We start from the raw sequence: 18,594 nt of genomic DNA, 5'->3' as shown, positions 1-18,594 counted from the left end.
CTCCTCAGCGCACGTTCGCCTGGCCGTCGTAGGTCGAGAAATCGACCAGCGTGCCCAGCGTCTGCAGGTAGGCGACGAGCGCGTCGCCCTCGGTGACGACCCCGTCGGTGCGGCCCGAGAAGGAACGCGCCTGCGCCTTCGGGTAGCGCTCGAGCAGGCCGGCCTGGTCGGGATCGTCCAGGGTGGCCTGGATGATCACGTCCGTGCGGGCGTTGGCGATCATCTCCTCGGTGTAGGGGACGCCCATCGCCGCCTGCACGGCGAGATCCGTGCCGATCGTGTCGAAGTCGAGCGGCGTCTCGAACAGGAAGGGGTAGCCCGGCATGATCGAGGCCGGCACGACGGAGCGCGGGTCGACCAGGTGCGCCACGTGCCAGGCGTCCGAGTACTTTCCGCCGACGCGCGCGAGGTCGGGCCCCGTGCGCTTCGAGCCCCATTGGAAGGGCTTGTCGTACATGGACTCGGCCGCGAGCGAGTAGTGGCCGTAGCGCTCCACCTCGTCGCGCAGCGGGCGCACCATCTGGCTGTGGCAGTTGTAGCAGCCCTCGCGGACGTAGATGTTGCGCCCGGCGAGCTCGAGGGGGCTGTAGGGCCGCATGCCCTCCACCTCCTCGATCGTGTTCTTGAGATAGAAGAGCGGGGCGATCTCGACGATGCCGCCGATGGCGACGACGCCGATGATGCCGGCCACCAGGACGACCGAGTTCTTCTCGAAGATCGCGTGCTTGTTCCAGAGAGACATTTTCCGCCCCTCCCCTTACTCGGCCGCGACGAGCGGCGACTTCGGCTCGGCCTCGGCGACCGGCTTCACCGCGCGAACGGTCATGACCAGGTTGTAGACCATGATGAGTGCGCCCGACAGGAACAAGACCCCGCCCAGGCCGCGGATCACGTAGTAGGGATGCATCGCCTCGGTGGTCTCGATGAACGAGTACTCGAGGAAGCCCAGCGCGGTGTACGCACGCCACATCAGGCCCTGCATGATGCCGGCGACCCACATGGACGAGATGTACAGCACGATGCCCAGCGTCGAGATCCAGAAGTGCCAGTTGACCAGCTTGAGCGAGTAGAGCCGCTCGCGGTTCCAGAGCCAGGGCACGAGGCAGTAGATGGCGCCGAAGGAGATGTACGCGACCCAGCCGAGCGCGCCCGAGTGCACGTGGCCGACGGTCCAGTCGGTGTAGTGCGACAGCGAGTTCACGACCTTGATCGACATCATCGGGCCCTCGAAGGTCGACATGCCGTAGAAGGCGATGGAGACGACCATCAGGCGCAGGACCGGGTCGGTCCGCAGCTTGTCCCAGGCGCCCGAGAGCGTCATCAGGCCGTTGATCATGCCGCCCCAGGAGGGCATCCACAGCATGATCGAGAAGACCATGCCGAGCGTCTGCGTCCAGTCCGGCAGGGCGGTGTAGTGGAGGTGGTGCGGGCCGGCCCAGATGTAGAGGAAGATCAGCGCCCAGAAGTGGATGATCGACAGGCGGTAGGAGTAGACCGGCCGCTCGGCCCTCTTCGGGACGAAGTAGTACATGATCGCCAGGAAGCCGGCGGTGAGGAAGAAGCCCACGGCGTTGTGGCCGTACCACCACTGCACCATCGCGTCCTGAACGCCCGACCAGACTTGGTAGGACTTCGACGAGAACAGAGACACCGGGATCACGGCGTTGTTGCCGAGATGCAGGATCGCGATCGTGACGATGAAGGCGAGGTAGAACCAGTTCGCCACGTAGATGTGCGGCTCCTTGCGCTTCCTGAGCGTGAGGAGGAACATCAGCAGGTAGGCGACCCACACGACCGTGAGGAACAGGTCGGCGTACCACTCCGGCTCGGCGTACTCCTTCGACTGCGTGATGCCGAGGAGGTAGCCCGTTCCGGCGATCAGGATGAAGAAGTTGTAGCCCAGCACCACGAACCAGGGCGTGATGTCGCCGGCGAGCCGTGCGCGGCTCGTGCGCTGCACGACGTAGAGCGAGGTCGCCAGCAGCACGTTGCCGCCGAACGCGAAGATCACCGCCGATGTGTGCAGCGGGCGCATGCGGCCGAAGTTGAGGAAGGCGAGATCGAAGTTCAGCGCCGGGAAGGCGAGCTGGAACGCGATCAGCACGCCGACGGTGAAGCCGGCGATGCCCCAGACCATGGCCGCGATGGTCGCGAACTTGACGGGACCCATGTTGTAGTTGGGCTTGCCGTCGATCTCCTGCGGCGGCAGCGTCGCGGGGCGATCGTTGTAGCGGTTCATGATCGCGAACACCGCCGCGACGGAGGCCGCCGCGAACAGGTAGGCGTGGAAGGCGTAGGCCGCTTCCCAGGCTTTGGCGGCGACGACGATGGAGAGGAGCGCGAGCGCCGCGAACGCGAGCGCGCTCCCCCCTTCGCCGAGCGTCATCCTCTTGCCTGGAGCGACCGGCGATGCGCCGATGGAGGCCATGGGAAATCCCCTCGAGATGCTGCCGTGACTGACACGCGCCCGGACGAGGTGGTCCGGGCCTTGCGGGAACCATTGTTGGAACGGCCCCGATCGGGCCTTGATCTCGGTCAATGAGAGGGCATTCTCGGCCGGGAAATGCGTAGCGGAAGGGAACCAATCGCGATGATGCCGAAGCCGCCGGCCTTTGCCGTCCCCGCCGCCGTCCTGGTCGCGGCGCTCTGCGCGTCCGCGCCGGCGCGCGCGCAGGCGCCGATCGCGGTCGTCGCCCCGCAGAGCGGGCCGCTCGCCGCCTTCGGCGCCATGCTGGAGACGGGCGCCGCCCGCGCGGCGGAGGCCATCAACGCGCGCGGCGGCATCCGCGGCGAGCCGGTGGAGATCATCGTGCGAGACGACATCGGCGACCCCACCCGGGCGCGCACGGTGGCGGGCGCGCTCGTCGCCGAGGTTCCCGACCTCGTCGCGGTGATCGGCCACGTCACCGCCGGCCCCTCGCTCGAGGCGGCGCCGATCTATGCGCAGGCCGGGGTGCCGATGATCACCCCCGCGGTCGGCGAGCCCCGACTCACCGAGGGCGCGGCCTGGAACGTGCTGCGCCTCGCGCCCTCCGATTCGGCGCAAGGCACGCTCGCCGCCCGGCACGTCGCGGCGCGAGACCCGGATGCGCGCGTCGCGATCGTCCACGACAAGACCGGCTTCGGGAAGGGCGTCGCCGACACCACCCGTGCCGCCCTCGACACAGCCGGCATCGTCGACGTGTTCTACGAGGGGCTGGACGCCGGCGAGCCGTCCTATCGCGGGCTCGCCGAGCGCATCGCCGCGGCCGAGCCGGACTTCGTCTATTTCGGCGGGCTCGCGCCCGAGGCCGCGCTGCTGCTGCGCGACCTGCGCGCCGCGGGCTCGCGGGCGGTGCTGGTCGCGACCGACGCCATCGTCTCCCCCGTCTTCGCGGATCTCGACCCGGCGCTCGCCGCGGGCACCTTGATGACGGCCGCCGGCGATACCGCCGGCAACGCGGCCGCGACGACGATCGCCGGGGCGATACTCGCCGAGGCGGCGGCGGCCGCGCAGGCGAGCGAGGGCACCGCAGAGGAGACCGAGGCGTCGGCCGCGGTCGTCTCTGCGCCGAGCGTCGTGCCCATCCTCGCCGCGGAGGACGTCATCGAGACGCTCCACCCGATGGCGCTGCGCGCCTACGCGGCGGTCGAGGCGATCGCCGCGGCGGCGAACGCGGTCGGCCCCGCCGAGGGCGAGGCGATCGCCGCGCGCCTGCGCGAGGCACCGGTCGACACCGCGCTCGGCCCCGTGCGCTTCGACGCGGCGGGCGAGGTCGACCTCGAGCTGCTCGCCGTGCACGAATGGCGGCCGGGGCCCCTGGGACGGCTGGACTATGCCGGGAACGTGGTGGAGGCGGAGCGCTGACCCGCGTGTCGGCCGACGCTGGGGGCACGCTGAATGTCATTGATCGCTTGCATCCTGTGATGTAAGCTATCGCTTACTTCTAGGGATGGAAGCGATCGCTCGCATGGATGCGCGGCCATGAACGTACCGCTCCGCACCCCGGCGGATGTCGGCGCGCTGATTCGCGCCCGGCGTCGTGCCGCGGGCCTCGACCAGGCGACGCTCGCCGCGCGCGTCGGCGTGAGCCGGCTGTGGCTCGGCGAGGTCGAGCGCGGCAAGCCGGGGGCGAGCCTCGGGCTCGTGCTGCGCGTGCTCGCCGCGCTGGATGTCGCGCTGACGGCGCCGGACGCGCGCGGCGGCGGCACCGACGCGGCGCGCGAGCCGGTGACGGCGCCCGACATCGACGCCATCATCACCCGCGCCCGGGGCCGCGGCCCGTGAGCGAGCTCGTCGTCCTCATGGACGGCCGCGAGGCGGGCGTGGTGCGGCAGGCACGCGGACGGCTGACGTTCGGCTACGCCGCGAGCTGGCGCGAGGCCCCGGGGGCCTACCCGCTCTCGCTCTCGATGCCGCTCGCCGCCGCGGAACATCCGCATGCGGCGATCGACTCGTTCATCTGGGGGCTGCTGCCCGACAACGAGCGCGTGCTCGCCGCCTGGGGGCGGCGCTTCCAGGTCTCTGCCCGCAACGCCTTCGCCCTCGTCGGGCAGGTCGGCGAGGACTGCCCGGGCGCCGTGCAGTTCGTGCGGCCGGAGCGCCTGGAGGCGGCGACCCGAAAGGGGCCGGCGGAGGTCGCGTGGCTGAGCGAGGCGGAGGTCGCCGAGCGCCTGCGCCGCCTGCGCGCGGACATCTCGGCTTGGCGCGCCCCCGGTGACATCGGGCAGTTCTCGCTCGCCGGCGCGCAACCCAAGACGGCGTTGCTCCGCGACGGGAGTCGCTGGGGCGTCCCGCAGGGGCGCACGCCCACGACGCACATCCTCAAGCCTCCCACGCCCGACCTCGACGGGCATGCGGAGAACGAGCATCTCTGCCTGCGCCTCGCCCGCGCGCTCGGCCTCCCGACCGCGACCTCTGAGGTGATGCGGTTCGAGGACGTGACGGCGATCGTGCTGGAGCGATACGACCGGGTGCGAACCGCAGACCTCGCAGCAGCGGAAGAGGCGCGGGTTGCCGCAAATGCGGCCAAGGCCGCGATGCACGCGGCTTCGGACGACGCGCGCACGAGCGCCCTCGCCGCTGCGGTTTCCGCAGCGGAACTTGCGGAAGCAATAGAGGCGGCACGCGTCATGCGTATGTTCTCCGAGACGACCCTCGTGTTCCGCGCTCATCAGGAGGACCTGTGCCAAGCGCTGGGTAGCCACCCGGCGCGCAAGTACCAGCGCGACGGGGGGCCGGGGCCGATCGACATCGTCCGGCTGCTGCGCGCCGTCGCGGATCCCCGCATGCGTCGAAGCCGCACCAAGGACGAGCCCGACGATCGCAGGGACGATCCCGACGACGAGCAGACCTTCATCGACGCGCTGGTCTACAATTGGATCATCGGAGGGACCGACGCGCATGCCAAAAACTACGCCGTCATCCTCGGCGCGGGCGGGCTGGTGCGCCTCGCTCCGCTCTACGACGTGGCGAGCATCCTCCCCTACTCGGACGTCGACGCCGACCGGATCAAGCTCGCGATGAAGATCGGCGACACCTACCGGATGCGCGACGTCGGCTGGCGGCAGTGGACTGCGCTCGCTGCGACGCTGGGAGCCGATGCCGAGCGAATCGTCGCGCGCGCCCGAGCGATGGCCCGGGAGTTGCCCGACCGCCTGTCGGACGAGATCGCGGCATTTCGCGCTGCGGGCGGCGTGCACCCGATCGTGCCGCGGCTCGAGGCGGCCCTCGTCGAGAGGGCACGGCGCCTCGCGGGAGGATGAGCCCTCCTTCCGCCTCGCTCACGCCCTCCGGTAGAACAGCACCCGCCCCCGCGGCTCCAGCTGCGCCAGCACGTCGAAATCACCGACGTTGGCGGTGATGACCGTCAGCCCGTGCTTGAGCGCCTGCACGAAGAGAACGCAATCGTGCAGGGCGCGCAGCCGGCCGTCGCGGGCGTAGCCCTGCACACGGCAGACGACGCCGGCGAGAAGGGCGGCGCGGCCGAGAATGTCGGCGTCCGGGACGTGGAGGCGGTGGCTGTCGAAGTCCTCGAGCCGCGCTCTGATCGCCTCGATCGCCTTCGAGGATCTCGGGTCGGCGGGATCGAGCGCTCCGATCGCATGCAAGAGTTCCTGCATGGCGACCGTCGAGTGGTGGAGGCGTCCGCCGCGAAGGAGGTCCTTCATCTCGTCCGGGACGACGCCGCGCATCTGATCCACGTAGACGCAGGTGTCGAGCAGAAGGGGTCCAGCCTCGATGCCCGGCCGCAAGAAGGCGAGCTCGACGTCGGGCCGGCGCGCCCGCGTCCCGCCGCGCCGGCGCAGCCGGCGCAGGGCACGATCCAGGTCGAAGGTGGACATGTCACGAGAGGTCCAGATCGATGTCCGGATCGAGCGTGCCGCGGGACGCCTGAAAATCGAGCAGCCAATCCGCGTCCCACGCGACATGAGCGAGCGCGAAGGTCAACAGCTCCGATCCGTCCGTGATGCCGGTCAGCCGCCGGACCGTGGCCAGCAGCTTGGCGTCGACGTCGATGCGCAGCGCCTCGGGCACGCCGCCGAAATGGCCGGCCTCCCTGGCGGTCCGCAGCACGACGGGCACACGCGGCGCGAGCACCGGCTCGTCCTCGAACGCCGCGTTCTCCTCGAAGCCCGGGGGGCGCCCGCTCGTCATCACCCGTCTCGCAAGCTGCATCTACGTTCGGCGAGCAACATAGCGCCCCGGGACCCTCCCCGCAAGCGCGATGCGGATCAGAACGCGTACAGCCCCACCGCGAACCACGCCCAATGCGCGATCAGCACGGCCATCCCCACCACGAAGATGGGCCCGCGCTTGCGCAGGTCGTTCGAGGTCACGAACACGGCCGCATGCGCAATGCGCGCCGCGACGAAGGCCCAGGCGAGGACGAGGTCGACGAGGCCCCCCTCCCCCGTCACGAGCAGGAGCGCGACGAGGACGTAGAACAGGACCGGCAGCTCCAGCTGGTTCTGGAAGCAGTTGCCGATCTGGAGAATGCGCTTGGGCCAGTGCGGCTCGCGTAGCGCAATGTCGCGCATCTTCACCTCGCCGCGGCCCACCGCGGCGAACCGCATCCGCCCGCCCCAGACGAGGAGCCCGAAGGTCATCGCCACGAGGACCAGCACGGGCGCGATCAGCGCGCCCGTGGAGACGGGCTCGCCGATCATGTGCGCGAGGGGTAGTTCGGGCTCTCGCGCGTGATCGCCACGTCGTGGACGTGGCTCTCGCGCAGCCCGGCATTGGTGATGCGCACGAACTCAGCGCGCGCCGCGAAGTCCTCCAGCGTGCGGGCGCCGGTATAGCCCATGGCCGCGCGCAGGCCGCCGGCGAGCTGGTGGACCACCGCGTAGACCGGCCCCTTGTAGGGCACCTGACCCTCGATGCCCTCGGGCACGAGCTTCATCTGGTCCTTGATGTCCTGCTGGAAGTAGCGGTCCGCCGAGCCGCGCGCCATGGCACCGACCGAGCCCATGCCGCGATAGGCCTTGTAGGAACGGCCCTGGTAGAGGAACACCTCCCCGGGCGCCTCCTCGGTGCCTGCGAGCAGCGAGCCGACCATCACGGTGGAGGCGCCCGCCGCCAGCGCCTTGGCGACGTCTCCGGAGAACTTGATGCCGCCGTCGGCGATGACGGGCGTCCTGGTGCTCTCGGCGGCGCGCACCGCGTCCATCACCGCCGTGAGCTGGGGCACGCCGACGCCCGCGACGATGCGCGTCGTGCAGATCGAGCCCGGCCCGATGCCGACCTTCACCGCGTCTGCGCCCGCGTCGATCAGGGCGCGCGCGCCGTCGTAGGTCGCCACGTTGCCGGCGATGACCTGGACGTGGTTCGAGAGCGTCTTCACCCGCGAGACGGAGGCGAGCACGCCCGCCGAGTGGCCGTGGGCGGTGTCGACCACGATGACGTCGCAGCCCGCCTCGACGAGCCGCTCGGAGCGCTCGAAGCCGGCGTCGCCCGTCGTCGTCGCCGCCGCGCAGAGGAGGCGCCCCTGCGCGTCCTTCGCGGCGTCGGGGAAGGCGACCTGCTTCTCGATGTCTTTGACCGTGATCAGCCCGGTGCAGCGATAATGGTCGTCGACGACGAGCAGCTTCTCGATGCGGAACTGGTGCAGCAGCCGGCGCGCCTCGTCCTGGGAGACGTCCTCGCGGACGGTGATCAGCCGGTCCTTCGTCATCAGCTCGGAGACCGGCTGGTCCATGCGGTCGGCGAATCGCACGTCCCGGTTCGTGAGGATGCCGACGAGCTTACCCTTGCGGCCGGAGGGGCCACGCTCCACCACCGGGATGCCGGAGATGTGGTTGCGCTTCATCAGCTCGAGCGCGTCCGCCAGCGTCTCGTCGGGGTGGATGGTGATCGGGTCCATCACCATGCCCGATTCGTACTTCTTGACGAGACGGACCTGCTTGGCCTGCTCGTCGGGCTCGAGGTTGCGGTGGATGACGCCGATACCGCCCATCTGGGCCATGGCGATCGCCATCCGGCCCTCGGTGACCGTGTCCATCGCCGAGGCGACGATCGGCAGGTTGAGGCGAATCTGGCTGGTGAGCCGGGTGCGCACGTCCACCTGGGAGGGCAGCACCTCGGAATGGGCTGGGCGCAGCAGGACGTCGTCGAAGGTCAGGCCCTCGGTCAGTCGGTCTTCGATCAATCGGGCCATGGATCCAACTCCCTCGCGGCGGGAACGGCAGCGCGGCGCGTCGCGCGCCCGCGGCCCTGAGTTGGCGTGGGTCCGTATCACGCCGATGACGGCCGGTCGAGAGGCTCTCGCGCCGCAGCACGGCATGGCGTGTGGAACGAAGAAGAGTGCCGCCCCGCCGTGCGCGAGACCGGCCGAGGACGGCCGGCGTCGCCGGCTTGCCGCGGAGACCGGCAGGCTCTACGTCGGTGCGATGGACACCGAGCCGCACGAGCCGCCCGAGGCCGGGCGGCGCAAGACCTATCACCACGGCAACCTGCGCGAGGCGCTGGTCGAGGCCGCGCGGGTGCTCATCGAGGAGAAGGGCCCGCTCGGCTTCACCATGGCGGAGGCGGCGCGCGCGGCGGGGGTGAGCCCGGCGGCGCCATACCGGCATTTCGCCGGGCGCGAGGAGCTGATCGAGGCGGTGGCGCTCCAGGGCTTCACCCTCTTCGCCGAGCGGCTCGAGCGCGCCACCGAGGGCGGCGAGAGCGCCCCGCTGAAGGCCTTCACGGCGGCGGGTAACGCCTATCTCGACTTCGCGCGGGCGAACCCGGGCTACTACATCGCCATGTTCGAATCGGGCGTCGCGATCTCCGCCAATGCCCAGCTGAACCGAATGGCGGACCGGGCGATGGCCGTCCTGCGCCTGTCGGCCGAGCGGCTCTCCGCGCATCTGCCCGCGGCGAAGCGCCCGCCGGCGGGCATGGTCGCGAACCACATCTGGGCCTTCAGCCACGGCGTCGTCGAGCTGTTCGGACGAGGCCGCCCGGGATCACGCGCGCCCTACTCCGCCGAGGAGATGCTGGAGAGCGGCACCGCCATCTACCTGCGCGGCCTCGGCCTCATTCCCTGACCGTCGCGGTCCTCCACGAAGTTCGCGCCTCCCGGCTTGACAGTTCGCGGGCCCGCGTCCATTTATGTGAATGTGAATAACATTCACATCGAAAGGTGCGCTATGCAGACCACGACCATGAGCATGAGCTCGGCGACGGATTGGATCGTCCGCTGTCGCGACTGGCTCGACGAACGCGGAAAAGGCGCCTGGATCGCCGCCATCGTGGCGGGGTTCATCGTCTTCTGGCCCATCGGCCTGGGCCTTCTTCTCTACATGATCGGGAGCAAGCGGATGGCATGCAAGGGCTGGGGCCGGCGGAACCGGCACGCGGTGTCTGGCGCGACGGGCAACGCCGCCTTCGACAGCTATCGCGCCGAGACCCTCAAGCGCCTCGAGGAGGAGCGCGACGCGTTCATGTCGTTCCTCGACGAGCTGCGCCAGGCCAAGGACCGCGCCGAGTTCGATCAGTTCATGGCGCGCCGCAACGGCGGCGGCAACGCCGCCTGACGATCGGTCTGCCGGTGAAGAATGGAAGAAGGGGCCGCCCGCTCCCGCGGACGGCCCCTCCTCGTTTCCGTGCACGATCGAACCGTGCGCGACCTCAGAAGTCCATGTCCGGCGCGCCGCCGGGGGCCGGGGCGGCCTTCTTGGGCTTCTCGGCGATCATCGCCTCGGTGGTGACGAGGAGGCCGGCCACGGAGGCGGCGTCCTGCAGCGCCGTGCGCACGACCTTCGCCGGGTCGATCACGCCGAAGGAGAACATGTCGCCGTAGGCGCTCGTCTGGGCGTTGAAGCCGAAGCCGTAGTCCGCGTTCTCCAGCACCTTGCCGACGATGACAGAGCCGTCCTCGCCCGCGTTGAGCGCGATCTGGCGGGCCGGTGCCTGGATCGCGCGGCGCACGATCTCGATGCCGGTCTTCTGGTCGTCGTTGGCGGGCGTGAGGCTCGCCAGCGCCTTGACTGCGCGCAGCAGCGCGACGCCGCCGCCCGGAAGGATGCCCTCCTCGACCGCGGCCTTGGTGGCGTGCATCGCATCGTCGACGCGATCCTTGCGCTCCTTCACCTCGACCTCGGTCGCGCCGCCGACGCGGATCACCGCGACGCCGCCGGCGAGCTTGGCGAGACGCTCCTGGAGCTTCTCGCGGTCGTAGTCCGAGGTGGTCTCCTCGATCTGCGCCTTGATCTGCGTGACGCGCGCCTCGATGTCGGCCTTGGAGCCGGCCCCGTCGACGATGGTGGTGTTCTCCTTCTCGATCACGACCTTCTTGGCGCGGCCGAGCATGTTCAGCGTGACGCTCTCGAGCTTGATGCCGAGGTCCTCGCTGATCGCCGTGCCGCCGGTGAGGATGGCGATGTCCTGGAGCATGGCCTTGCGGCGATCACCGAAGCCCGGCGCCTTGACGGCCGCGATCTTGAGGCCGCCGCGCAGCTTGTTGACCACGAGCGTGGCGAGCGCCTCGCCCTCGACGTCCTCGGCGATGATGACGAGCGGCTTGCCCGACTGGACGACCGCCTCGAGGACCGGGAGCAGCTCCTGGAGATTCGAGAGCTTCTTCTCGTGGATGAGGACGTAGGCGTCCTCGAGCTCGACGCGCATCTTCTCGGCGTTGGTGACGAAGTAGGGCGAGAGGTAGCCGCGGTCGAACTGCATGCCCTCGACGATGTCGAGCTCGGTCTCGAGGCTCTTGGCCTCTTCCACCGTGATCACGCCCTCGTTGCCGACCTTGGCCATGGCTTCCGCGAGGAAGCGGCCGATCTCGGCGTCGCCGTTGGCCGAGATCGTGCCGACCTGGGCGATCTCGTCGTTGTTGGCGATCTTGCGGGCGTTCTTCTTGAGGTCGGCCACGATCGCCTCGACGGCCATGTCGATGCCGCGCTTGAGGTCCATCGGGTTCATGCCGGCGGCGACGGACTTGGCACCCTCCTTCACGATGGCCTGGGCGAGCACGGTCGCGGTCGTGGTGCCGTCACCGGCGAGGTCGTTGGTCTTGGACGCGACCTCGCGCACCATCTGGGCGCCCATGTTCTCGAACTTGTCGGAAAGCTCGATCTCCTTGGCGACGGTGACGCCGTCCTTGGTGATCCTGGGCGCGCCGAACGACTTCTCGATCACGACGTTGCGGCCCTTCGGGCCGAGCGTGACCTTCACCGCGTCGGCGAGGATGTCGACGCCGCGCAGCATCTTCTCGCGCGCGTCGGCGGAAAACTTGACGTCCTTGGCAGCCATTTGTCGTCACTCCGAAAGAGACATGACGTTGATGTTCGGGGGGATCAGGCGGCCTTGCGCGCCGCCTCGGCGGCGTCGAGCACGCCCATGATGTCGGACTCCTTCATGATCAGGAGGTCCTCGCCGTCGATGCGCACCTCGGTGCCCGACCACTTGCCGAAGAGCACGCGGTCGCCGGCCTTCACCTCGAGCGCGACCAGCTCGCCCTTCTCGTCGCGGGCGCCCGGGCCGACCGCCACCACCTCGCCCTGCTGGGGCTTCTCCTTGGCGGTGTCGGGGATGATGATGCCGCCGGCCGTCTTGGTGTCGGCCTCGATGCGGCGAACGACCACCCGGTCGTGCAGGGGACGGAACTTCATGGCTTCTCAGTCTCCGAATGATGCGAGATCGTCATGATCCTCACGCGGCGGGTGCGCGCGGATGTCGCGCCGCCCCCGCCCGAGCGCGGAGGTAATTCGGCCACGGCCGCGCTTCAAGAGGGGGTCGCGAAAATTTTGGCACTCGCTTGTCCGGAGTGCTAGCAGAGCACTCTCGCAACGTGGCAGCACTCGAGAACTAACGCTGCCAATATATTGAGATCGCATGGCAATTCTTTTTTGCGGCTTGCAACCGCCGCCCTCTGTGGCATCATCGACGGGCCGGCGTTCGCGTCGGGAGTGCCACCTGGGCGAGCCGGCGAGTGCCGTCACACGCTCGGAGGCCCCCGCATGGCGTCGACCGCGTTCGCGAAGCAGCTCGAAGGCTACGGCCTGACCACGGCCCACATCCTGTATCGCCTGCCCGACCATCCCGGCATCCTCCAGACCTACGTCTGGCAGGACTGGGACCTCGCCCCGACCTTCCCGGAGCTCAACGATTTCCTCGCCTTCTGGCGGCGCGAGCTCGAGGGTCCGCTCCACTCGGTGACGGTGGCGCACCAGGCGCTGATCCGCCCCGCGGAGTTCAAGGCGGTGGGGGGGATCGTGACGCTGCATTGACAGGCTGGCGTGCGGGCGGGCGCACTCCTATCTGAGGGGCGCTCGAACTCGCACCCCCGGCCGGTCCCGTGCAGCGCACCTCAGAGATCCTCGAGCGCCTCGTCGAGAACGAGACGTCCGAGACGCTCACCCTAGGCGAGATCGTCACGCGGCTGCGGGCGCGCTCCTTCGGCGTGCTGCTGATCCTGTTCGCGGCGCCGATGCTGATCCCGACGCCGCCGGGCTTCTCCACCCTGGCGGCGGCGCTGATCGTGCTCGTGGCCCTCCAGTTCCTGGCGCTGCGGCGATCGCTGTGGATGCCGCGCCGGCTCGCGCGCCGGACGGTGCGTACCGCCTTCCTCCAGCGGGTCGTCGCCTGGACGACACCGAAGCTGCGGCGGATCGAGCGCTGGTCGCGCCCGCGGGCGATCTCCTTCACGCGTCTGCGCGCCCGCCGACCGCTCGGCGTGCTGATCCTCGTCCTCGCCGCGATCATGGCGCTGCCGATCCCCGTGGTCGGCAACACGCCGCCGGCGATCGCGATCGTGCTGATGGGTTTCGGCATGATCGAGCGCGACGGCGCCTTCGTCGGCGCGGGCGTGACGGTGGGCCTCCTGGCGATCGGCCTGATCGCCGGCCTGGGGCTCGGCCTCACCGCTGCCTTCGAGGCCTTCGTCCCCGCGAGCTGGCTCGCCGCCCGCCCGTTCTAGCCACCCTGCCTCCCCCGCGGGGGCCGCGGAGGGGAGGTGGCGGTCGGCGCCCTTGATCGACGACGGTCCGTCCCGAGCCGCCCCGACTGTTGCCCCAGCCCGCTCCCGTCGCCTATCACGGTCGAGGACACCCCTTCCGCCCCTCGCGCGTTGAGAGGTCATGACTTCGTTCCCCCATCCCCTCCTCGTCGCCGACGTCGGCGGCACGAACGCCCGCTTCTCGCTCGCCGAGGCGCCGGGCGCGCCGCTCGTTCCCGTGTGCCGGCTGCGCACGAAGGAGACGCCGACCGCGTGGGAGGCGGTGGAGCAGGCGATCGCGGCGACGCCCTCGGGGGCGCGGAGCCTCGTCCTGTGTGCGGCCGGGCCGGTGCTCGGTCGCGAGGCGCGGCTGACGAACGCGCAGTGGACCTTCGACGGCGCGGATCTCGCGCGCCATTTCGGCCTCGCTCAAGGGTTGCTTCTGAACGACTTCGAGGCGGCCGCTCTGGCGCTCGCCGTGCTCGAGCCGCAGGACGCGATCCCGATCGGGCCGCCCGTCCCGCCCGGCGGCGGCCCCAAGCTCGTGCTGGGGCCGGGGACGGGGCTCGGCATGGCCGCGCTCGTCACCGTCGCCGGGCGCGCCGCGCCGCTGCCGGGAGAGGCGGGGCACGTCGGCTTCGGGCCGCTCGACGAGGAGGACTACCGCGTCTTCCCGCGACTCGAGCGGCATTTCGGCCGCATCACCTCCGAGGCGATCCTCTCCGGGCCGGGGCTGGTGCGTCTGCACAAGGCGATGGCGCCGGACTTCGGGCTCGACCCGGCCGCCGTCGAGAGCGACCCGCCTCGCGTCGCCGCCCAGGCGGTCTCCGGAGAGAGCGCGCACGCCCGCGCCACGGTCGCGGCCTTCCTCAAGCATCTCGCGCGATTCGCGGGCGACATGGGCATCGTCTTCTCGGCGACGGGCGGCGTCGTGATCCGCGGCGGCGTGATCGCCTCGCTGGCGCCGCTGATCGACGAGGCGCGCTTCCGGGCGCTGTTCGACGACAAGGCGCCGGTCGAGGCCCTCGCCCGCGCCGTGCCCCTGATGCGCCTGCCCTCCGACGACGTCATCCTGCGCGCCATGGCCGCCGTGGGGGCGCAGCCGGACCGCTTCGTCATCGACTACGCGTCGCGCCTCTGGCGGATCTGACCGGCTCCCCTCGCTCGGGCGGAGACGAGTTTCTTCTTGACATGCGAGAGTCTTCGCACCCCCGGAACGACTCGCGGCGAATCACGTTCGAGTCGCCTGGCGAGTCGATCGACTCCGCGCCCGAGTCGTCTCGACTCGCGAATGCGGGTCGAGATCTGGAGATCACCTCATGGCCGCGCGCGCGATCTGGAAAGGTTACTTGAAGCTTTCGCTTGTTTCCTGCGCCGTGGCGCTCTTCCCCGCGGCGACGTCGTCCTCGAAGGTGCGCTTCAACACCCTGAACCGCGAGACCGGCAATCGCGTGAAGCGGGTCTACGTCGATGCCGAGACCGGCGACCCGGTGGAGCCCGAGGATCAGGTCAAGGGCTACAAGGTCGGCAAGAACGCGTACGTCCAGGTCGAGGACGAGGAGATCGACGCCCTCAAGCTCGAGTCGACGCACACGATCGACATCGAGACCTTCGTTCCGCGCGAGGAGGTGGACGAGCGCTACCTCGACAGCCCCTACTACCTCGTCCCCGACGACAAGGTGGCGCAGGAGGCCTTCGCCGTGATCCGCGATGCCGTCCGCGAGAAGGGCATGGTCGCGATCGGGCGGATCGTGATGGCGCGGCGCGAGCGGTTGATCCTGCTCGAGGCCCTGGACGACGGGCTGATGGGCACGACGTTGCACTACGCCTACGAGATCCGCGGCGAGGAGGAGGTGTTCGAGGACATTCCGGACGTCGACTATCCCGACGAGGTCAAGGACCTCGCGCTCCACATCGTCGAGACCAAGACCGGGCATTTCGAGCCCGAGACCTTCGAGGATCGCTACGAGAACGCGCTCGTCGAGATGATCCGCGCCAAGCAGGCGGGCGCCGCCGACGCGCCGCGGCCGAAGGCACAGCCGCCCTCGAACGTCGTCAACCTGATGGACGCGCTCAAGCGCTCGCTCGCGGCGGAGGAGGACGGCGAACCCACGCGGAAGGGTTCGCCGGGGCGGACGAAGGCGACGGCGCCCAAGGCGTCGGCCTCGAAGGCTTCCTCCAAGGCTTCCTCCAAGGCTTCGACGTCCAAGGCTTCGACGTCCAAGGCTTCGACGTCCAAGGCCTCGACGTCCAAGGCTTCTGCCTCGAAGGCTTCGGCCTCGAAGGCGAGCGCCTCGGGCGAGACGCAGGGCGCCCGCACCTCGGCGCGCAAGCCGGCGGCGAAGCAGCGCAAGGCGAGCTGAGCGGGGGGCCCCGATGGCACGCCGCATCGCCGAGGCCGCTCGCGAAGCCATTCGCGTCGGCGACGATCCACTCGGGCGCTATCGCGACAAGCGCGACTTCGCCGCTACGCCGGAGCCGAGCGGCCGCGCCGCCGCCCGCAGCGGGCGCGCGGGGCTGCGCTTCTGCGTGCAGAAGCACGCGGCACGACGGCTGCACTACGACCTGCGGCTCGAGCTCGACGGCGTGCTGCTCTCCTGGGCGGTGACCCGCGGCCCGAGCCTCGTCGCCGGCGACAGACGCCTCGCCGTCCGCACCGAGGACCACCCGCTCGACTACCTCACCTTCGAGGGCCTGATCCCGGAGGGCTCCTACGGCGGCGGCGCGATGATCGTATGGGACGAGGGCGTCTGGGAGCCGGAGGGCGACCCGCGGGCCGGCATGGAGCGCGGGCGCCTCACCTTCACGCTTCGCGGCGCGCGGCTCGGCGGGCGCTGGCATCTGGTGCGCACCGGCGCGGGCAAGGAGCGCCGCGCGAGCTCGAAGGAGAACTGGCTCCTGATCAAGTCCGACGACGAGGCCGCCCGCCCCGCGGGGACGGGCGACATCCTGGCCGAGGAGGAGACCTCGGTCGTCTCGGGGCGCACCATCGCCGACCTGAAGGCCGGCGACGTGCGCCGCGCCGACTGGGACACGAAGCTCGCGGACCCGAAGGCGAAGCCTACGGCGAAGAAGCCTCCGGTGCGCGAGACCTCCGGCCGGTCGCCCACGCGGACGGCGCCGCCCTCCCACGCCGACCTCCCCGGCGCGAAGCCGGGCGCGCTCCCCGTCTTCGTCCCGCCCTGCCTCGCGACCCTCTCCGAGAAGGCGCCCTCTGGCGCGCAATGGCTCCACGAGATCAAGTTCGACGGCTACCGCCTCCAGGCCCGCATCGAACGGGAGGAGGTCGCGCTCCTCACCCGCAAGGGCCTCGACTGGACGCGGAGATTCGGCCCGCTCGCGGAAGCGCTGGCGGGGCTCGGCCTCGGCACCGCGCTGATCGACGGCGAGGCCGTGGTGGAGAACGCGCGCGGCGTGTCCGACTTCGGCGCGCTGCAGGCGGCGCTGAAGTCCGGCGACACGTCGGCGATCGTCTACCAGGCCTTCGATCTCCTCCATCTCGACGGCGTCGATCTCGGCGGCGTGCCGCTCGCCGAGCGCAAGCGCCTGCTCGCGCTCCTCCTCGACGACGCGCCGGCGGGCGGGCGGGTGCGCCTGTCGGAGCACATCGCTGCGGATGGCGAGGCCATGGTACGCCACGCCTGTCGGATCGGCCTCGAGGGCGTGATCTCAAAGCGCGCCGACCGGCCGTATCGCTCGGGCCGCGGCGAGGACTGGCGCAAGACCAAATGCTCGGCGCGTCAGGAATTCGTCGTCGCCGGCTACGTCCCCGCGACGAGCCGGCGCAACGCGGTAGGCTCGCTCGTGCTGGGCGTCTGGGAGGGGGACGACCTCGTGCACGTCGGCCGGGTCGGCACCGGCTTCAAGGAAGCGGACGCGAAGGCGCTCCACGACGCGATCGAGGCCGTGCACGCGGACGCGCCGCCCTTCGCCGAGCCGCTCCCGCGCGCCGCCGCCGCGAAGGTGCGCTGGGCCCGGCCCGAGCTCGTCGCCGAGGTCGAGCTGCGGGGCTGGACGCCCGACGGCCTCCTGCGGCACGCCTCCTACAAGGGCCTGCGCGAGGACAAGGACCCGCGCGAGGTGGTGCGCGAGGCGCCGCCGCCGTCGGCGGACGAGCCGGCGAGGCGTGCCCGCGGGAAGGCCCGAGGAAAGGCTGGAGGTAAGGCCATGGGCGCGAGCGACGGCGATGCCTACGCGGGGATCGAGCTCACGAGCCCCGACCGCATCCTCTGGGAGGGCCAGGGAATCACCAAGCAGGGGCTGGCGGACTACTATGTCGAGGTGGCGGAGTGGATCCTGCCGCAGATCGCCAACCGTCCGCTCGCCGTCATCCGCTGCCCCGCGGGGGCGCAGAAGGAGTGCTTCTTCGCCAAGCACCCCTGGGCCGGCCTCGACCGGGCGGTGATGACGCCCACCGTCGGCGACGACCGGCTCGTCGCCGTGCGCGACCTGCGCGGGCTCGTGAGCCTCGTCCAGTTCGGAGTCCTCGAGATCCACCCCTGGGGCTCGACCCTCGACGACCCCGAGCGGCCCGACCGGCTGGTCTTCGACCTCGATCCGGGCGAGGACGTCGGCTTTCCCGAGGTGATCGAGGCGGCCCGCGCCGTGCGCGAGCGGCTCGCCGCCGACGGGCTCGAGAGCGTCGTGAAGACCACGGGCGGCAAGGGCCTGCACGTGGTCGCGCCGCTCGTGCCGAAGGCGGGGTGGGAGGAGGCCAAGGCGTACGCCGCGGGCCTCGCGCGCGCGATGGCGAAGGACGAGCCCGCTCGCTACACAGACACGCTCGCCAGGAAGGCCCGGGTGGGCCGGATCTTCATCGACTACCTGCGCAACGGCCGCGGCGCCACCGCCGTCGCCGCCTATTCCACCCGCGCGCGCCCCGGCGCGCCGGTGGCGACCCCGCTCGCCTGGGACGAGCTCGGCCCCGAGATCGCGCCGGACCACTTCACGGTCGAGAACCTCCCGGCCCGCCTCGCGCATCTGAAGCGAGACCCCTGGGCGGGCCTGGCGGAGACGAAGCAGACGCTGCCGAAGCCCCCGCGCCGGCGCAAATGACGCCCACCGACCGCCACCTCCGCGCGGCCTCCTTCCCTGCGGGGAGGACGCGGGGTCGCCGGACGGCGCGAGCGCCGCGCCCGCGACCGGCCGCCCCCTTCACAAGCCCCGCCCCCTGACGTAAGCCTCTCGC

General features: G+C 70.6%; 18 protein-coding genes. 10 read left to right on the top strand and 8 right to left on the bottom strand.

What is annotated here, in order from left to right; all coding sequences use genetic code 11:
• Nucleotides 1-4: 4 nt before the first annotated feature.
• Together ccoO and ccoN are read right to left on the bottom strand one after the other, a co-directional pair.
• Nucleotides 5-742, bottom strand: a complete 738-nt coding sequence (ccoO, locus tag ACTZWW_RS07050) for a cytochrome-c oxidase, cbb3-type subunit II (protein WP_444780237.1) — start codon at nt 740-742, stop codon at nt 5-7.
• 15 nt (nt 743-757) lie between these two features.
• On the bottom strand, nt 758-2,386 hold the full coding sequence (gene ccoN / locus ACTZWW_RS07045) for a cytochrome-c oxidase, cbb3-type subunit I (protein ID WP_444780236.1): 1,629 nt from the start codon (nt 2,384-2,386) through the stop codon (nt 758-760).
• Between the two features lie 204 nt (nt 2,387-2,590).
• Between ccoN and ACTZWW_RS07040 the strand changes: the two genes are divergently transcribed.
• The 3 genes from ACTZWW_RS07040 (at nt 2,591) to ACTZWW_RS07030 (ending at nt 5,745) form a co-directional block, all read left to right on the top strand.
• On the top strand, nt 2,591-3,847 hold the full coding sequence (locus tag ACTZWW_RS07040) for a branched-chain amino acid ABC transporter substrate-binding protein (RefSeq protein ID WP_444780235.1): 1,257 nt from the start codon (nt 2,591-2,593) through the stop codon (nt 3,845-3,847).
• A 117-nt stretch (nt 3,848-3,964) separates the two neighbouring features.
• Nucleotides 3,965-4,267 carry a helix-turn-helix domain-containing protein gene (locus ACTZWW_RS07035; protein ID WP_444780234.1) on the top strand — a complete coding sequence of 101 codons (303 nt, stop codon included), beginning with the start codon at nt 3,965-3,967 and terminating at the stop codon, nt 4,265-4,267.
• A complete protein-coding gene (locus ACTZWW_RS07030) occupies nt 4,264-5,745 on the top strand; it encodes a type II toxin-antitoxin system HipA family toxin (RefSeq protein ID WP_444780233.1) in 1,482 nt (493 codons plus the stop codon). The genes ACTZWW_RS07035 and ACTZWW_RS07030 overlap by 4 nt, the downstream gene beginning before the upstream one ends.
• Before the next feature lie 18 nt (nt 5,746-5,763).
• Here the strand turns inward: ACTZWW_RS07030 and ACTZWW_RS07025 are convergent, their stop codons facing one another.
• From ACTZWW_RS07025 to guaB, 4 genes are all read right to left on the bottom strand, one after another.
• Nucleotides 5,764-6,324, bottom strand: coding sequence for a type II toxin-antitoxin system VapC family toxin (locus ACTZWW_RS07025; RefSeq protein ID WP_444780232.1), 561 nt, complete (start codon nt 6,322-6,324; stop codon nt 5,764-5,766).
• Nucleotide 6,325: 1 nt separating this feature from the next.
• A complete protein-coding gene (locus ACTZWW_RS07020) occupies nt 6,326-6,637 on the bottom strand; it encodes a hypothetical protein (protein ID WP_444780231.1) in 312 nt (103 codons plus the stop codon).
• Nucleotides 6,638-6,714: 77 nt separating this feature from the next.
• A complete protein-coding gene (locus ACTZWW_RS07015; protein WP_444780230.1) occupies nt 6,715-7,149 on the bottom strand; it encodes an MAPEG family protein in 435 nt (144 codons plus the stop codon).
• Entirely contained in the window at nt 7,146-8,639 is a 1,494-nt protein-coding gene (gene guaB, locus ACTZWW_RS07010) for an IMP dehydrogenase (RefSeq protein WP_444780229.1), read from the bottom strand. Before guaB ends, ACTZWW_RS07015 begins: the two co-directional genes overlap by 4 nt.
• A 232-nt stretch (nt 8,640-8,871) precedes the next feature.
• Here guaB and ACTZWW_RS07005 point away from each other — a divergent pair, with 232 nt between their 5' ends.
• Together ACTZWW_RS07005 and ACTZWW_RS07000 are read left to right on the top strand one after the other, a co-directional pair.
• On the top strand, nt 8,872-9,513 hold the full coding sequence (locus ACTZWW_RS07005; protein WP_444780228.1) for a TetR/AcrR family transcriptional regulator: 642 nt from the start codon (nt 8,872-8,874) through the stop codon (nt 9,511-9,513).
• 102 nt (nt 9,514-9,615) lie between these two features.
• Complete coding sequence (locus ACTZWW_RS07000; RefSeq protein ID WP_444780227.1) at nt 9,616-10,002, top strand: DUF2852 domain-containing protein; 387 nt, start codon at nt 9,616-9,618, stop codon at nt 10,000-10,002.
• Nucleotides 10,003-10,096: 94 nt separating this feature from the next.
• Here ACTZWW_RS07000 and groL read toward each other — a convergent pair whose 3' ends face one another.
• Together groL and groES are read right to left on the bottom strand one after the other, a co-directional pair.
• Nucleotides 10,097-11,722 (bottom strand): chaperonin GroEL, encoded by a 1,626-nt coding sequence (gene groL / locus ACTZWW_RS06995; RefSeq protein WP_444780226.1) that lies wholly within the window; start codon nt 11,720-11,722, stop codon nt 10,097-10,099.
• A gap of 44 nt (nt 11,723-11,766) precedes the next feature.
• Complete coding sequence (gene groES, locus ACTZWW_RS06990) at nt 11,767-12,081, bottom strand: co-chaperone GroES (RefSeq protein ID WP_444780225.1); 315 nt, start codon at nt 12,079-12,081, stop codon at nt 11,767-11,769.
• Between the two features lie 348 nt (nt 12,082-12,429).
• Between groES and ACTZWW_RS06985 the strand changes: the two genes are divergently transcribed.
• The 5 genes from ACTZWW_RS06985 to ligD all read left to right on the top strand — a co-directional run bounded on the left by ACTZWW_RS06985 (nt 12,430) and on the right by ligD (nt 18,461).
• Nucleotides 12,430-12,699: an usg protein gene (locus ACTZWW_RS06985; protein WP_444780224.1), complete on the top strand. Its 270-nt coding sequence runs from the start codon at nt 12,430-12,432 to the stop codon at nt 12,697-12,699.
• A gap of 68 nt (nt 12,700-12,767) precedes the next feature.
• Nucleotides 12,768-13,388, top strand: coding sequence for an exopolysaccharide biosynthesis protein (locus ACTZWW_RS06980; RefSeq protein WP_444780223.1), 621 nt, complete (start codon nt 12,768-12,770; stop codon nt 13,386-13,388).
• Nucleotides 13,389-13,548: 160 nt separating this feature from the next.
• Nucleotides 13,549-14,556, top strand: a complete 1,008-nt coding sequence (locus ACTZWW_RS06975) for a glucokinase (RefSeq protein ID WP_444780222.1) — start codon at nt 13,549-13,551, stop codon at nt 14,554-14,556.
• A gap of 169 nt (nt 14,557-14,725) precedes the next feature.
• Complete coding sequence (ku, locus tag ACTZWW_RS06970; RefSeq protein ID WP_444780221.1) at nt 14,726-15,769, top strand: non-homologous end joining protein Ku; 1,044 nt, start codon at nt 14,726-14,728, stop codon at nt 15,767-15,769.
• Between the two features lie 13 nt (nt 15,770-15,782).
• Nucleotides 15,783-18,461 (top strand): DNA ligase D, encoded by a 2,679-nt coding sequence (ligD, locus tag ACTZWW_RS06965; protein WP_444780220.1) that lies wholly within the window; start codon nt 15,783-15,785, stop codon nt 18,459-18,461.
• Nucleotides 18,462-18,594 lie beyond the last annotated feature (133 nt).

The sequence above is a fragment of the Salinarimonas sp. NSM genome, assembly GCF_052380005.1.
GTDB lineage: Bacteria > Pseudomonadota > Alphaproteobacteria > Rhizobiales > Beijerinckiaceae > Salinarimonas.
The sequence above is the reverse complement of the archived record's forward strand: the minus strand, read 5'-3'. Positions and strand labels throughout refer to the sequence as shown.

Excerpts from the sequence above, each read along its gene's own strand:
- ccoO (WP_444780237.1), bottom strand. The coding sequence starts at position 742 with ATGTCTCTCTGGAACAAGCACGCGATCTTCGAGAAGAACTCGGTCGTC.
- ccoN (WP_444780236.1), bottom strand. The coding sequence starts at position 2,386 with ATGACGCTCGGCGAAGGGGGGAGCGCGCTCGCGTTCGCGGCGCTCGCG.
- ACTZWW_RS07040 (WP_444780235.1), top strand. The coding sequence starts at position 2,591 with ATGATGCCGAAGCCGCCGGCCTTTGCCGTCCCCGCCGCCGTCCTGGTC.
- ACTZWW_RS07035 (WP_444780234.1), top strand. The coding sequence starts at position 3,965 with ATGAACGTACCGCTCCGCACCCCGGCGGATGTCGGCGCGCTGATTCGC.
- ACTZWW_RS07025 (WP_444780232.1), bottom strand. The coding sequence starts at position 6,324 with ATGTCCACCTTCGACCTGGATCGTGCCCTGCGCCGGCTGCGCCGGCGC.
- ACTZWW_RS07020 (WP_444780231.1), bottom strand. The coding sequence starts at position 6,637 with ATGACGAGCGGGCGCCCCCCGGGCTTCGAGGAGAACGCGGCGTTCGAG.
- ACTZWW_RS07015 (WP_444780230.1), bottom strand. The coding sequence starts at position 7,149 with ATGATCGGCGAGCCCGTCTCCACGGGCGCGCTGATCGCGCCCGTGCTG.
- guaB (WP_444780229.1), bottom strand. The coding sequence starts at position 8,639 with ATGGCCCGATTGATCGAAGACCGACTGACCGAGGGCCTGACCTTCGAC.
- ACTZWW_RS07005 (WP_444780228.1), top strand. The coding sequence starts at position 8,872 with ATGGACACCGAGCCGCACGAGCCGCCCGAGGCCGGGCGGCGCAAGACC.
- ACTZWW_RS07000 (WP_444780227.1), top strand. The coding sequence starts at position 9,616 with ATGCAGACCACGACCATGAGCATGAGCTCGGCGACGGATTGGATCGTC.
- groL (WP_444780226.1), bottom strand. The coding sequence starts at position 11,722 with ATGGCTGCCAAGGACGTCAAGTTTTCCGCCGACGCGCGCGAGAAGATG.
- groES (WP_444780225.1), bottom strand. The coding sequence starts at position 12,081 with ATGAAGTTCCGTCCCCTGCACGACCGGGTGGTCGTTCGCCGCATCGAG.
- ACTZWW_RS06985 (WP_444780224.1), top strand. The coding sequence starts at position 12,430 with ATGGCGTCGACCGCGTTCGCGAAGCAGCTCGAAGGCTACGGCCTGACC.
- ACTZWW_RS06975 (WP_444780222.1), top strand. The coding sequence starts at position 13,549 with ATGACTTCGTTCCCCCATCCCCTCCTCGTCGCCGACGTCGGCGGCACG.
- ku (WP_444780221.1), top strand. The coding sequence starts at position 14,726 with ATGGCCGCGCGCGCGATCTGGAAAGGTTACTTGAAGCTTTCGCTTGTT.
- ligD (WP_444780220.1), top strand. The coding sequence starts at position 15,783 with ATGGCACGCCGCATCGCCGAGGCCGCTCGCGAAGCCATTCGCGTCGGC.